Origin of the sequence: Streptomyces sp. NPDC051217 (genome assembly GCF_044455465.1) — a bacterium.
GTDB lineage: Bacteria > Actinomycetota > Actinomycetes > Streptomycetales > Streptomycetaceae > Streptomyces.
In genome coordinates, this window is sequence record NZ_JBITEV010000001.1 from 840,075 (window position 1) to 853,591 (window position 13,517).

10 protein-coding genes are annotated in these 13,517 nt (G+C 70.5%); 7 read left to right on the forward strand and 3 right to left on the reverse strand.

Annotated features, from left to right (window positions below):
- Position 1: 1 nt before the first annotated feature.
- Both ACIBBB_RS03840 and ACIBBB_RS03845 read right to left on the reverse strand, forming a co-directional pair.
- Positions 2-1,090, reverse strand: a complete 1,089-nt coding sequence (locus tag ACIBBB_RS03840) for an ABC transporter substrate-binding protein (RefSeq protein WP_398978340.1) — start codon at positions 1,088-1,090, stop codon at positions 2-4.
- Between the two features lie 230 nt (positions 1,091-1,320).
- Positions 1,321-2,355, reverse strand: coding sequence for a LacI family DNA-binding transcriptional regulator (locus ACIBBB_RS03845; RefSeq protein ID WP_398978342.1), 1,035 nt, complete (start codon positions 2,353-2,355; stop codon positions 1,321-1,323).
- 193 nt (positions 2,356-2,548) lie between these two features.
- Between ACIBBB_RS03845 and ACIBBB_RS03850 the strand changes: the two genes are divergently transcribed.
- From ACIBBB_RS03850 to ACIBBB_RS03860, 3 genes are all read left to right on the forward strand, one after another.
- Positions 2,549-5,167 (forward strand): PA14 domain-containing protein, encoded by a 2,619-nt coding sequence (locus ACIBBB_RS03850; protein WP_398978344.1) that lies wholly within the window; start codon positions 2,549-2,551, stop codon positions 5,165-5,167.
- Between the two features lie 177 nt (positions 5,168-5,344).
- On the forward strand, positions 5,345-6,265 hold the full coding sequence (locus tag ACIBBB_RS03855) for an NADP-dependent oxidoreductase (RefSeq protein ID WP_398978346.1): 921 nt from the start codon (positions 5,345-5,347) through the stop codon (positions 6,263-6,265).
- Positions 6,262-7,008 carry a GNAT family N-acetyltransferase gene (locus tag ACIBBB_RS03860; RefSeq protein WP_398978347.1) on the forward strand — a complete coding sequence of 249 codons (747 nt, stop codon included), beginning with the start codon at positions 6,262-6,264 and terminating at the stop codon, positions 7,006-7,008. The genes ACIBBB_RS03855 and ACIBBB_RS03860 overlap by 4 nt, the downstream gene beginning before the upstream one ends.
- Before the next feature lie 89 nt (positions 7,009-7,097).
- Here the strand turns inward: ACIBBB_RS03860 and ACIBBB_RS03865 are convergent, their stop codons facing one another.
- Positions 7,098-7,622 (reverse strand): SPW repeat protein, encoded by a 525-nt coding sequence (locus ACIBBB_RS03865; RefSeq protein WP_398978349.1) that lies wholly within the window; start codon positions 7,620-7,622, stop codon positions 7,098-7,100.
- Positions 7,623-7,864: 242 nt separating this feature from the next.
- Here ACIBBB_RS03865 and ACIBBB_RS03870 point away from each other — a divergent pair, with 242 nt between their 5' ends.
- From ACIBBB_RS03870 to ACIBBB_RS03885, 4 genes are all read left to right on the forward strand, one after another.
- Complete coding sequence (locus tag ACIBBB_RS03870) at positions 7,865-9,364, forward strand: SDR family NAD(P)-dependent oxidoreductase (protein ID WP_398978351.1); 1,500 nt, start codon at positions 7,865-7,867, stop codon at positions 9,362-9,364.
- 304 nt (positions 9,365-9,668) lie between these two features.
- A complete protein-coding gene (locus ACIBBB_RS03875) occupies positions 9,669-9,839 on the forward strand; it encodes a hypothetical protein (protein WP_398978851.1) in 171 nt (56 codons plus the stop codon).
- 253 nt (positions 9,840-10,092) lie between these two features.
- On the forward strand, positions 10,093-11,319 hold the full coding sequence (locus ACIBBB_RS03880) for a DUF6777 domain-containing protein (RefSeq protein WP_398978353.1): 1,227 nt from the start codon (positions 10,093-10,095) through the stop codon (positions 11,317-11,319).
- Between the two features lie 89 nt (positions 11,320-11,408).
- Positions 11,409-13,517 carry a SpoIIE family protein phosphatase gene (locus ACIBBB_RS03885; protein ID WP_398978355.1) on the forward strand — a complete coding sequence of 703 codons (2,109 nt, stop codon included), beginning with the start codon at positions 11,409-11,411 and terminating at the stop codon, positions 13,515-13,517.

Consider the following 13,517-nt stretch of genomic DNA (forward strand, 5'->3'; position numbering starts at 1 on the left):
GTCAGAAAGCCTTGCCCAGATCGGCCTCGGCGTTCTCCGGGGTGTAGGCGCCGTCCTGGATGACGATGTCCTGCGCGACCTTCTCGCCCTTGGTGAAGGCGTCGAGGGTCTGGAAGGCGAGCGGCCCGAAGCGCGGGTTGGACTCCACCACCCCGGAGATCCAGCCGTCGACGATGCCCTGGACCGCGTTGCGGGTGCCGTCGACCGTCACGATCTTGACGTCGCCGGCCTTCTTGCCCGCGCCCTTCAGGGCGTTGACGGCGCCGAGGCCCATCTCGTCGTTCTCGGCGTAGATCCCCTTGATGCCGGGCTTCGACTGGATGAGCTGCTCGGTGACCTGCTGGCCCTTCTCACGGGCGAACTCACCGGTCTGCTCGAACACCACCTTCAGATCAGGGGCCTTGGCCGCGACCTGGTCCTTGAAGCCCTTGGTGCGCTCGGTGGTGACGTTGTTGCCCGCGGCGCCGAGCAGGATCGCGACCTCGCCCTTGCCGCCGGTCGCCTCGATCATCTGGTCGGCCGCGCGCTTGCCCTGCTCGATGAAGTCCGAGCCGATGAAGCTCACATAGTCCTTGCAGGCGGTGGCGTTGATCTTGCGGTCGATGGTGACGATCGGGATCTTCTTCGCCGCGGCGCTGCGCAGCACCGGGCCCCAGCCGTCGGAGTTGAGGGGCGCGATCACCAGCAGGTCGGCGCCCTTGGCTATCAGGTCCTGGACATCGCTGATCTGCTTGGAGAACTGCGTCTGGGCGTTGGCGGACAGGAGTTTGATCCCGCGCTCCTTGGCCTCGGCCTTGATGGACGCCGTCTCGGCGATCCGGAAGGGGTTGGCCTCCTTCTCGGACTGGGAGAAGCCGACCGTGGCGGTCTTGAGGTCGACCTTCTCGCCGCCGAACTGCGTGATGTCACAGGTCTTGTCGTCCGCGCCGGGTGTCGCGACGACCTGGCCGCTGTCCTTCTCGCCGGCCGACGAGCTCTTGTCTGACGCGTCGTCCTCGGACTTGGCGCAGCCGCTGAGCGCGAGCGCGCCGACGAGACTCGCGGCGAGGACGGTAGTGGTGGTGGTACGGCGGACGGCGGAAAGCTTCATGGAGATCCCCATCTCGGCGCGGCCCCGGCGACCGGGACGCTCGCGGGAGGTCGGCTCGTACAGAACTGGCGAACTGTGGACTGCCGGGCCGCCGGTCTGATCGACCGGCGGCCCGGCGGACTGCTGGAGCGGATGTGCGGGAGTCGTTCGGAACGGTTTTTACATCGTTGTACGGAGGCTGTAAAGCCTTCGCGCGATAACTGCTGTGTGTGCGGGGGCCGGTGGTGCTCTCAGTGACTGTCCCGGCGACGGCCGAGTGTGCTCTCCCGCTCCACCAGCCGGAAATCGGCGCGGAGTTCACGGGAGCCGTTGCCGACGGGGTCTCCGGTGCCCAGCAGCCGGTTGACGACCGAGCGGACGGCGAGCCGGGCGATGGTCTGTTTGTCCGGCGAGATCGTGGTGAGGGTCACAGCCCCGTAGCGGCCCTCCGTGATGTCGTCGAAGCCGACGACCGCGACGTCCTCGGGGACCCGCAGCCCCCGCTCGGAGAGCACCCGCATCGCCCCGATGGCGATCAGGTCGTTGTACGCGAAGACGGCGTCGGGCGTCACGCCCGAGTCGAGCAGCTGATTCATCGCGTCCGCGCCGTTGGCGTGGTCCCAGCCGCCCGTCGGGGCGATCAGGGAGTCCGGCGCCGGCAGCCCGGCCGCCTTCAGCTCCGCGCGCCAGCCGCGCAGCCGCAGATGTGACGGCTCGTTGACCCGGTCGGTCCTGGCGCCCAGGAACGCGATGGTCGACCGGCCGAGATCGAGCAGATGCCGTACCGCCGTCCGGGCGGCGGCCACGTTGTCGATCGCGATGTGGTCGTACGGCAGGTCGTACTCCCGCTCGCCGAGCAGCACCAGCGGCGCGTCCTGGTCGCGGCCGAGCAGATCCTCGGTCTCCAGCTCGATCGGGCTCAGGATCAGCCCGTCGATCACCCGCGCCCGGAAGCCCTGGCTGACCAGGACCTCCTGCTCGCGGCGGCCACCCGTGTGGTCGAGCAGCACCGTGTACTCGTGCTCCGCCGCCACGTCGATGACCGAGCCCGCGAGCTCGGCGAAGTACGGGTTGCCCAGCTCGGGCACGGCCAGCGCGATGATCCCGGTGCGTCCCTTGCGCAGATGGCGGGCCGTGAGATTCGGCCGGTAGCCGAGCTCGTCGATGGCCAGCTGGACCCGGGCCCGCATCGCCGGGGTGACATGCCGGTAGTTGTTCACCACGTTCGAAACGGTCTTGATGGAAACGCCCGCGCGCTCCGCGACGTCCTTGAGGCTGACGGTCACCGTATTTCCCCTCCGAGGTCGGCCCGAAGGTCGCCCCTGCCCAATCTGTACAACGTTATATACGTTGCGGGACCGCGCTTTGTCATGGCCCTGGACAGCAAGTGGAACGGCATGTTGTCATGCCAACTGCCGTTCCTTCCAACGTTGTACAGACTGTCGCAACGAGCCGCCACCTCAGCTCCAAGGAGGATTTGTGCGCATCCGAAGAAATCTGGCCCTTTTGCTCGCCGCGGCCCTGGGCGTCGCCGGACTCACGGCGGTCCCGGCGGCATCGGCCGCGGACGACCCGGTCGTGCCCCATGGACTCAAGGGCGAGTACTACTCCTCGTCCGCGCCCGGCGCCTTCGACTTCCACGAGCTGAAGGCCACCGGATTCGACCCCCAGATCGACTTCGACAACCTCGACTCCCGGCTCTCCACGGCCACCGGCAGCGCCGATCACGCCACCGTCCGCTGGACCGGGAAGATCGTCCCTGAACAGAGCGGTCCCCACACCTTCTCGATGATCGGCGACAACGGGTTCCGGCTCTGGGTCGACGGCGAGATCGCCATCGACCACTGGGTCAACGACTGGGAGAAGGAGCAGACCGCAGACCCCGTCGAACTCGACGGCGGCCAGGAGTACGACATCAAGGTCGAGTACTTCGAGGACGTCGGCGGCTCGAACCTCCATCTGAACTGGACCGAACCCGGTGGCGCGAAAGAGCCGGTACCCACCTCGGCCTTCCGCCTCCCCGACGGCTACGCGTACGACGGTGCCATCGCCACCACCGTCCTGGCCGACGGCCGCACCCTGCGGATGGAGTTCGCCCAGCCGCTCGCCGCGGTCCCGGCCGGTCTCGCCGGCCATCTCGACGCCATCATCGGCGGCGCCGAGTGGCCGCTCGGCTCGGTGGAGAAGGACCCGGCCGACGCCCGGAGCCTGCTCGTCGGCCTCAAGGAACCCGTGGTCGGCAAGGGCGGCTCCGCCGACATCCGTTACGACGGCGAGGGCGGCCTCGTCTCCCAGGACGCCGACCCCGTCGGTGAGTTCTGGAGCAGCGGACCCAACACGTCCGAGTACCAGCTCTCCACCCCGTGGGCCAAGGACGTCGGCCCGGACAACGCGCTGCCCGAGTACCCGCGTCCGCAGATGACCCGCGACGCCTGGCGCAACCTCAACGGGGAGTGGCAGTTCACCGCCGCCGAGCAGGGCGAGCGCCCGCCGGTGGGCAAGAAGCTGGACGAGAAGATCCTCGTCCCGTACCCCGTCGAGTCGCAGCTCTCCGGCCTCGAACGGCACGAGGACCGGATGTGGTACCGCCGTACCTTCACCGTGCCGCAGAGCTGGGACATCAGCGACGGCGGGAAGGGCGGCCACCGCGACGACAAGCGCCTGATGCTGAACTTCGACGCCGTCGACTGGCAGTCCACCGTCTACGTCAACGGCAAGAAGGTCACCGAACACAAGGGCGGCTACGACCGGTTCAGCGTGGACGTCACCGACGCCCTCAAGCCCGGCCGTACGCAGGAACTGATCGTCGGCGTGTACGACCCGACCGACGCGGCGGGCGGCGAGAACCCGCCCATGGGCAAGCAGCGCCTCGACCCGAGCGGCATCTTCTACACCTCCTCCTCGGGCATCTGGCAGACCGTCTGGATGGAGCCGGTCGCCACCGACCACGCCGACTCGCTGAAGCTCACACCGGACGTCGCCGGGGAGAAGCTGGCGGTCGAGGTGCGTGGCGTACGGGACGGGGTGCCGGTCACGGCCACCGCCTACGACGGCAGGCGCAAGGTCGGAACGGTGAAGGGCCGTACGGGAGCGCCACTCACCGTGCCGGTGCGCGACCCGCACCTGTGGTCGCCGGAGGATCCGCACCTGTACAAGCTGGACGTGCGGATCGGCGACGAGAGGTCCGGCGACCGGCTGGGCAGCTACTTCGGTATGCGCTCCATCGCCGTGGAGAACGTCGACGGAGCGCAGCGCACCGTCCTCAACGGCAAGCCGGTCTTCCTGATGGCCACCCTCGACCAGGGTTTCTGGCCGGACGGGCTGCACACCGCGCCGACCGACGAGGCACTCGCGTTCGACCTCAAGAAGCACAAGGAGCTCGGCTACAACTCCGTGCGCAAGCACATCAAGGTGGAGCCGGACCGGTGGTTCTACTGGGCGGACAAGCTGGGGCTGCTCGTCTGGCAGGACATGCCCTCGATGCCGAAGTCCCCGGCCGCCCCGGCGGCGGCCCAGTTCGAACATGAGATGAAGGAGATGATCGACCAGCACGCCGGCAGCCCCTCGGTGATCATGTGGGTCCCCTTCAACGAAGGCTGGGGCCAGTACGACCAGGCGCGGATCGCCGACCAGGCCAAGGGCTGGGACCCGACCCGGCTCGTCAACAACATGAGCGGCATCAACTGCTGCGGGGCCGTCGACGGCAAGAACGGCGACATCGCCGACGCACACGGCTATCCGACGCCTCTGCTGCCCGCGCCGGACGGGAAACGGGCGCTCGTGAGCGGCGAGTACGGCGGCCTCGGGCTCGCCGTACCGGGCCACGCCTGGCCGGTGCAGCACACCTATGTGGGCGTCGACCAGGAGAAGTACACGGACGAGTATCTGGCGCAGCTCGGTAACGTTCGCGACCTCGCCTGCCGGGGGAGCAACGGAGCCGTCTACACCCAGATCTCCGATGTGGAGGGTGAACTCAACGGGCTGCTCACCTACGACCGCAAGGTCATGAAGCCCGACGTCAAGCGGCTCAAGGCGGCACATGACACCTTGATCCGTGAAGCGTCCGACCCGGCTTCGATGGAGTGCGCGACCTCCTGAGCCGGATCGCCGGGGCGCCGTACGGGTTCCCACCCGGTACGGCGCCCTTCGGCGTTCCCGGCGACGAGCACGGCGCACAAGGAATAAGCAGGTCGGAGCTCGGACTTGAAACTGCTGTCGTCCAAGGACGACCACCGAGGACGACCACCGACGTCAGCAGTCAGAGCGAGGGATCACATGCCCAAGGCGTACGTCTACACCCGGTTCGGCGGCCCGGAGGGCGAAGCCTTCGCCGACCAGCCGAAGCCGGTCCCCGGCCACGGCGAACTCCTCATCGCCGTCCGGGCGGCCGGGGTCAACCCCGTGGACTGGAAGCTGCGCACCGGCTACAACCGGCCGGGCTCGACCCCCAAGCCGCTGCCCACCGTCTTCGGCAGCGAGGCGTCCGGAGTGGTCGAGCGGGTCGGTGAAGGCGTGCGGGGATTCGCCGTCGGGGACGCCGTCTTCGGCTCCACCCTCACCGGCGGATACGCCGAGTACACCCTGCTGCCCGCCGCGATCACCGCGCACAAGCCGGACGCCGTGTCGTTCACGGACGCGGCGGCCCTGCCGGTGGCGGCGGCGACCGCGTACGACGGCATCAAGCAGCTGGACCTGCCCGCCGGCGCGACCCTGCTGATCATCGGCGCCGGGGGAGGCGTGGGCGTGGCCGCGACGCAGATCGCGATCGGCGCGGGCCTGCGGGTCGTCGGCTCGGCGAGCGCGGGCAAGAAGGACTTCGTCGAGTCGCTGGGCGCGGTCCATGTCACGCCGGGCCCCGGGCTTCAGGAGCGGGTACGGGCCGCCGCCCCTGACGGCGTCGACGCCGTCTTCGACCTGGTCGGCGGCGCGGACCTGGATGCCGCCGCCGGGCTCGTCGCCGACCTGACGAAGCTGATCAGCGCGGGGGACAAGCCGAGGGTGGTGACCCTGGGCGGCGCGGCGGTCGTACGGCTCCGCACGGGCGCCGTCCTCGAAGAGGTGGCCGCACTGGTGGTGGCGGGCACGCTGCGGCCGTATGTGACACGGACCTTCCCGCTGGCCGGGGCGGGGGAGGCGCTGCGCGCCGTCGAGGACGGACACGCGCTCGGCAAGATCGTGATCGAGGTCGCCCCGTGAGCGGGGCCGGATCGGTCCACCCGCCCGGCCGCGCCTCGTACCACCCGCTCGACAATCCCGTACTCGCCGGGCTGACCGGCCCGCACGCCCACTTCGCCGAGCGGCGCGGCCGGGTGCTCGCCTACCGCGCCGAGGTGTCGCCGTGGCTCGCCCTGCCCGAGGAGCCCGACGCGGGGGACTGGGCGGACGCGCTCCATCTCGTCGGAGATGACGGCACCGCCGTGCTCGCAGGCGTCGATGTGGTGCCCCCGGCCGGCTGGGAGGTCACCTTCCAGGTGGACGGCGTGCAGCTCGTCGAAGAGTCGGTGGACGCGGTCCCCGACGAGGAGGCCGTGGTGCTCGGCGCCGCCGACGTGCCGCAGATGCTGGACCTGGTGGACCGCACCAGGCCGGGGCCCTTCCGGCCACGCACCGTCGAGCTGGGCACCTACCTGGGCATCCGCCGCGACGGGGAGCTGGTGGCGATGGCGGGGGAGCGGATGCACCCGCCGGGCTGGCGGGAGATCAGCGCGGTCTGTACGGCGCCGGAGTTCCGCGGCCAGGGGCTGGGCGCCCGGCTCGTCCTGGCGGTGGCCGCCGGGATCAAGGCGCGCGGCGAGATCCCGTTCCTCCAGGCGGCGGGGGACAACGAGGGCGCCATCCGGCTCTACGAGGCACTGGGCTTCCGGCTGCGCCGCCGGATGCCGTTCATCGGGATCCGCGTCCCGGAGCCCTCGCGCGTTCCGGCGACGGCCGGCGGCTGAGCGAACGAGTGCGCACACGTCGGTGGGGCGGGCGGACGGCCGTGGTACGACCGCCGACCCGCCCCACCGGGCGGAGTGACCTGCCTACGTCACGTCTGAACCGGCTGATTCATCCGGCTCGTCCTTTCCCTCCGGCCACGCTTGCGAGCCGCCATCAGCGCCGCGCCCGCGCAGATCAGGCCAAGCACGGCGGTCAGTCCACCGGGGATGACGTTGCTGAGGAACACACCACGGTCAGGGCTGGAACCGACGACCCATGGTGCCGCGACCATCCAGGCACCCAGGAAGACGAGAGCCCAGCTGAAGCCGTATGTCCGGGTCGGTGTGGCGGAGAATACGAGGGCCAGGCCGGCGATCGCGATGCCCATGATCACGTTGTGGACCACGAGACCCGGCTGACTGGTCGTGTAGTGAAGGATCCACGGTGAGAGGGCGATGAACAGGCCGGCGAGAAATATCGGCCCGTCCAGCAGCGCCACGTCACGCCCACCGAGCACGCGGGCGTACCTGGCCCGCATTTCTGGTACGTCAGGGTGAGCACCTATGTCTCCCCTGGTGTCTGAAACACCGGGGTGAGCACTGGTGGCTCCCCTGGTGCGCGAAACATCGGCCATGAGTCTCGACTCCTTCGGTCTGAGAGGTGCGACCGTGCTGCACCGGATCGAGCGGTACACGACCATTCTGCCCCTTATTCACCATTATGTGTAGTTGAGCGTGAACAAATTGCCTTGTACCTCATGGCAAACTGTTCGAGGCCGCTCGGCCGGACGGCCGCATCCGTGCAGGTCTCGACGGCCTCGGACGGGTGAGTGCTCCGGACGGGTGAGTGACGAGTGATGAGGGAACGGCACCGGCGATGACGTTGACAGATGACGGGACCACGCTCGGCGAGAGCGGGCCGGACGCCGCGTACGGCCCCGGCGCCCCGTACGGCCCCGGAATCGACCCCGAGCGCATGGCCGTCTGCCTGGCCGTGCTCGACGAGCTGGACAAGCTGGACGTCGACCACCCCGACGCGGTGGCCGTCCGCCGCGCCACCGCCGGGATCTACCGGACCGTCAAACAGCGCCGCCGCCAAGAGCGTCGGGCGGCGAAGACCGCCAACGACAAGGCCGTCACCGAGGCGACCGCCACCGGATCCGCCGAGCGGATCGACGACGAGACGCAGGGCCTGCTGCCGTCGTCCTCGGTCGCCGGTGAGATCGCCGGAATCCTCCAGCGGCCGCGCTCCTGCTACATCTGCAAGACCCGCTACGTCGAGGTCGACGCGTTCTACCACCAGCTGTGCCAGCCGTGCGCCGCCGAGAATCGGGCCCGCCGCGACGCCCGTACGGATCTCACCGGCAAGCGCGCACTGCTCACCGGAGGCCGCGCGAAGATCGGTATGTACATCGCGCTGCGGCTGCTGCGCGACGGCGCGCACACCACCATCACCACACGCTTCCCGAACGACGCGATCCGCCGCTTCAAGGCGATGGAGGACAGCGCCGACTGGATCCACCGCCTCAAGATCGTCGGGATAGATCTGCGTGACCCGGCCCAGGTCGTCGCGCTCGCCGACTCCGTCGCCGCCGAGGGCCCGCTCGACATCCTCATCAACAACGCCGCCCAGACCGTACGCCGCTCCCCGGGGGCCTACGGCGAGCTGCTGGCCGCCGAATCCGCGCCGCTGCCCGCAGGGGAACTCCCTTCCTCGCACGTCATCGGCGCTTTCGGCAGCGGCGCCCAGGCCGTGCTGCCCGCCGGCGGCGGTGAGGCGCTGAGCGCGTCGGACGTCACCGGTCTGGCCCTGGTCGGCGGCTCGGCCACGCTCGCCCGTATCGAGGCCGGAACCGCGATCGACGCGGGCGGGCTCGTGCCCGACCTGCACGACACCAACAGCTGGATCCAGACGGTCTCCGACGTCGATCCGGTGGAGCTTCTCGAAGTCCAACTGTGCAACTCCACCGCGCCGTTCATCCTGATCAGCCGGTTGCGCCCGGCGATGGCGGCAGCGGCGGCGGGACGTACGTACGTCGTGAACGTCTCCGCGATGGAGGGCGTCTTCAGCCGCGGCTACAAGGGCGCCGGCCACCCGCACACGAACATGGCGAAGGCCGCGCTCAACATGCTGACCCGGACCAGCGCGCAGGAGATGTTCCAGTCCGACGGCATCCTGATGACCGCCGTCGACACCGGCTGGATCACCGACGAGCGCCCGCACCCGGACAAGATGCGGCTCGCCGAGGAGGGCTTCCACGCCCCGCTCGACCTGATCGACGGCGCCGCCCGGGTCTACGACCCGATCGTGCGCGGCCAGCGTGGCGAGGATTTGTACGGCTGTTTCCTCAAGGACTACGCGCCGGCCAACTGGTAGGCCCCGACTGCGGATAGAGGGCGGGGCTGCCGTCCTGACAGTGTCCGGAAGTGACCCACCTCACCGGCCCCATCGAGCGAGCACGCGCTCATTTGGTTAATGTAAGGCGCACGGACGCCACCCCGGGACCCACGAAGGTTCCCCGGCCGTCCCGGGCCAGGCCTGCAACCAGGCCACCGCCCCGCCCGAAAACCGGCGCCACCGCGACCGAACTGCCCTTGCCCCTGCCCCCGTTCGGCGGTCGGCGCCCGGTACGAGTCCGGAGTCGGCGCGCCCGGGGTTACGCGACACAGAGGAGTGCGCGGTGACACCTGACATGGCTCAGCCCGAGAACAGCCCGTCCGACCGAGGCGGTGAACGGAGCGGACCCGAGAAGCTCCGGAACATCGAGGTGTGGGCCAGGTCCGCACCGATCAGGCTGGCGGGCTACGAGGACGACCTCGCGGAGCCGCACATCCTTCAGGGCATCGACTAGGGCCTGTCCGGCGGATCTTCGTGGGCCCGGGAGGCCCGGCCCCGCAGGCGGGCGGCGCTGCTTCGCGGACACGCCCTGGAGAGTTCTCTCCTTGGACCTTGGACCTTGAAGCGCCGGACGGGCCGCGGATGCGGCCCGTCCGGCGCTCGCGTGTGGAGGGGGTCCCCCGTCCGCCTCCCCCGCTTGCGGGGCGGCCCCGGGTCCGGCAGATATGGAGTCATATTCCGGACAGGACGAACAGCTGGGAGACCCTGTGCGACGCCTACCCATTCGCCGGCGGCACGCCGCGTTCGCCGCGCTGTCCGCCGGAATCCTGATCACCGCCGGCTGCGGCGGGGACAGCGTCGGCAAGGACGGGCGGACGGCGAGTGCGGCACAGGCGGCGGCGTCCACCAAGGTCACCCTCCTGTCGGTCGGCACATCCGGGCCCGATCCCTTCACCGAGTCGACGGCGGCACCGACACCGGACGCGGACCCCTCTCCTCCGCCGACGGCCAGGCCCAGTGAATCCGGCGATCCGAGCGGCCCCGCCCCGGGCCCCCGGGCGCCGCGCTCGATCTCCGGCGCCATCGCCGGGCTCTACGGCGGTACGAAGTCGGTCCCCAGCTGCGACGTCGAGGCGCAGGCCCGCCTCCTGGCCGCGGACCAGGGCAAGGTCACCGCCTTCGCCCGCGCCGCGGAGGTCGCCCCCGCATCCGTCCCGAAGTTCCTGCGCGGGCTCACCCCCGTCGTACTGCGCGCCGACGTACGCGTCACGGACCACGGCTACCGGCACGGAGCCGCCACCGCCTACCAGGCCGTGCTCCAGAGCGGCACCGCCGTCCTCGTCGACGACCGAGGCCGGCCAAGGGTCCGCTGCGCCGGCGGGACCCCGCTCCGCCCGGCCGCCGGGCCGCGCACCGACGCGGGCCACCAGGGGAAGGCGTGGAGCGGCTACCGGCCCGACCGCGTCGTCGTGGTCAATCGCAGCACCCGGGTCCTGACCGCCCTGGTGATCGTCAACACCGTCGACAACACCTGGCTGGAGCGGAAGACCGGCACCGACGGCAGCCAGGACAAGAAGCCCGGGGTGCCGCCGCCGTACCCGCCGGACACCGACATCACCGACCCGTCGCTGGAGCCGCCCGTGCCGGACGGCGGCGGCTCGGACAGCCCGGACCCGGGACGCTCCGAACCGGCCGTCCCCGAGCCCGACGTGTCCGAGAGCGACCCGGCGCCCTCGCCCGACTGCGTCACGCCGGACGCCCCGGCGCCCGACGAGCCGTGGTCCGAGAGCCTGGTGGACCCGCCCGGCTGTTCCACCGCGCCGGAGGAGCCCGACAGCGGTGTGGACCCGGACTATCCCGCGCTGCCGATGTCACCGGAGCGGCAAGGCCCCGACGCACCGCTCGAAGGCGACGCCGGCGCGCCGTCCGACGAAGACCTCGCGACGACGACGGTCGAGGACGACCCGGCCGGGACCGTCACCTTCCAGGGCTGACCGGCCACGCCCGCGGGGGCCTTCTCCCGTACGGGAGACTGGCCTGCCGACCGGTCGAGATATCCGACAAATAATGACAGAGTGACCCCATGGTCGATCGGGAAGCGGGGCCCCCGTCGCTGCCCGACGACTGGCCCGCGAAGCCGGAACTGAGCCTGTCCCTCAACGGCATGGGCTGCTTCGACTGGGACCTCGACAGCGGACTGCTCCACCTGGACCGGGTGGCGCTGGAGATCCTCGATCTGCGCGCGGACGAATACGACGGCACCCCGGACAAGATCCTGGAGCGCCTGCCGTCCGGCGAGCGCACCCGGCTCAACGCCGTCATCGGGGAAGCGCTCAGCAATGGCAGCGAGGGTTACGGCGCCTACTTCCGGGTCCGGCGCCGTAACGGCACCCTGCGCTGGACCCACTCGCAGGGCTCCGTCCACCGTGACCGGGCCGGCCGTCCCAGCCGTCTCATCGGCATCGTCCGCGACGCCACGCAGGAACTCGCCGACTCGATGGCACGGCTCGAACTCGACGAGGAGGGCCGACGGCGGACCAGCGTCGTCGAGGGTGCGACGGCCGCCCTCGCCCACGCCAGAACGGTCCAGGATGTCATCGACGCGCTGAAGGAGTCCGACGGCCTCGAACACCTCGGCGCCTCCAGCATGGTGATGGGCCTCCTCGACTCGGGCCGTATCCATCTGGTCGCCGAGGGCCCGGCGGGCTCCTTCGTGCCGGGGACGCGCGTCACACGGGTGGACGAGGAGTACCCGATGAGCGAGGTGATCCGCACGCTCACCCCGCGCTTCATCGAGTCCGCCGAGGACTTCGCCGCCTCCTACCCGGGCCTCTGGCCGCACATCAGCCATCTCGGCATCACCTCGGCGGCGTATCTGCCGCTGATCGCGCAGGGCCGCCCCATCGGGGCCATCGGGCTGATCTACCGCGACAAGATCGGCTTCACCACCGAGGACCGCAACCTGCTGGTCGCCCTCGTCAGCGGCATCGCGCAGAGCCTCCAGCGCGCCGTCCTCTTCGAGCAGGAGCACGATCTCGCCGAGGGGCTCCAGCAGGCGATGCTGCCGCGCAGGATCCCGGCCGTGGCGGGCGCGGAGATCGCCGTCCGGTATCGCTCGGCCCGGCTCGGCACGGACATCGGCGGTGACTGGTACGACGTCATCCCGCTGCCGGGCGGCCGGGTCGGCGCCGTCATCGGGGACGTACAGGGTCATGACACCGACGCCGCGGTGGTGATGGGACAGCTGCGGATCGTGCTGCGGGCGTACGCGGCCGAGGGCCACACCCCGGCGACCGTGATGGCGAGGGCCTCGGTCTTCCTGCACGAACTCGACACCGACCGCTTCGCGACCTGCATCTACGCGGAGGCGGACCTGGCCACGGGCGTCATCCGGTTGGTGCGGGCCGGCCATGTCGACCCGATGATCCGGGACACCGACGGAAGTTGCCGCCGGCTGCCCGCGGAGGGCGGACTGCCGCTCGGGCTCTCGGCGGAGTTCGGCCGGCTCGACTACCCCGTGAACACCGTCGAGCTGGATCCCGGCCAGATGCTGGTCCTCTACACCGACGGGCTGGTGGAGATGCCCGGCTCCGATCTCGACGAAGGCATGCAGAAACTGTCAGGAATGATCGCGGACGGTCCGCGCGACCCTCAGGAGCTGGCCGACCTGCTCTGCGCGGCGGTGGACGAGTGGGGCGGCGAGGACGACGTAGCCGTCCTGCTGATGCGCAGGCGGGGCGCGTACGCGGGCAGGACCGGCGGCAGGCTCCAGCAGCATGTCGGACAGAACGAATTCGAGGCCCTGTCGTCGGCCCGCCACATGGTCCGCGCGGCCGTACGGGCCTGGGGCGCGCAGGACCGCTCGGACGACATCGAGCTGGTGGCCGACGAGCTGATGACGAACGCTCTGACCCACACCGACGGCGACGCGATCGTGACCGTCCGGGTGCTGTCGGGGGCGGAGCGGCGGCTGCGGCTTGAGGTCGAGGACCGGTCGAGCGCGCTGCCGCGGATCAGGGACGCGGGGGAGACGGGGGTCTCGGGGCGCGGTCTGGTCCTGGTGGACGTCCTGAGCGACGAGTGGGGTGTGGAGTCCCGCGGCAGCGGCAAGTGCGTCTGGGCCGAGTTCGTCATCTCGTCCCGGGCGGAGCCGGACGACTCCGCCGACTCTCTCGCGGAGCGGTACGGCTGA

What these genes read in the sequence shown, in the direction of transcription:
- ACIBBB_RS03865 (WP_398978349.1), bottom strand. Translation starts at nt 7,622, where the DNA reads ATGGCCGATGTTTCGCGCACCAGGGGAGCCACCAGTGCTCACCCCGGT.
- ACIBBB_RS03840 (WP_398978340.1), bottom strand. Translation starts at nt 1,090, where the DNA reads ATGAAGCTTTCCGCCGTCCGCCGTACCACCACCACTACCGTCCTCGCC.
- ACIBBB_RS03885 (WP_398978355.1), top strand. Translation starts at nt 11,409, where the DNA reads ATGGTCGATCGGGAAGCGGGGCCCCCGTCGCTGCCCGACGACTGGCCC.
- ACIBBB_RS03855 (WP_398978346.1), top strand. Translation starts at nt 5,345, where the DNA reads ATGCCCAAGGCGTACGTCTACACCCGGTTCGGCGGCCCGGAGGGCGAA.
- ACIBBB_RS03870 (WP_398978351.1), top strand. Translation starts at nt 7,865, where the DNA reads ATGACGTTGACAGATGACGGGACCACGCTCGGCGAGAGCGGGCCGGAC.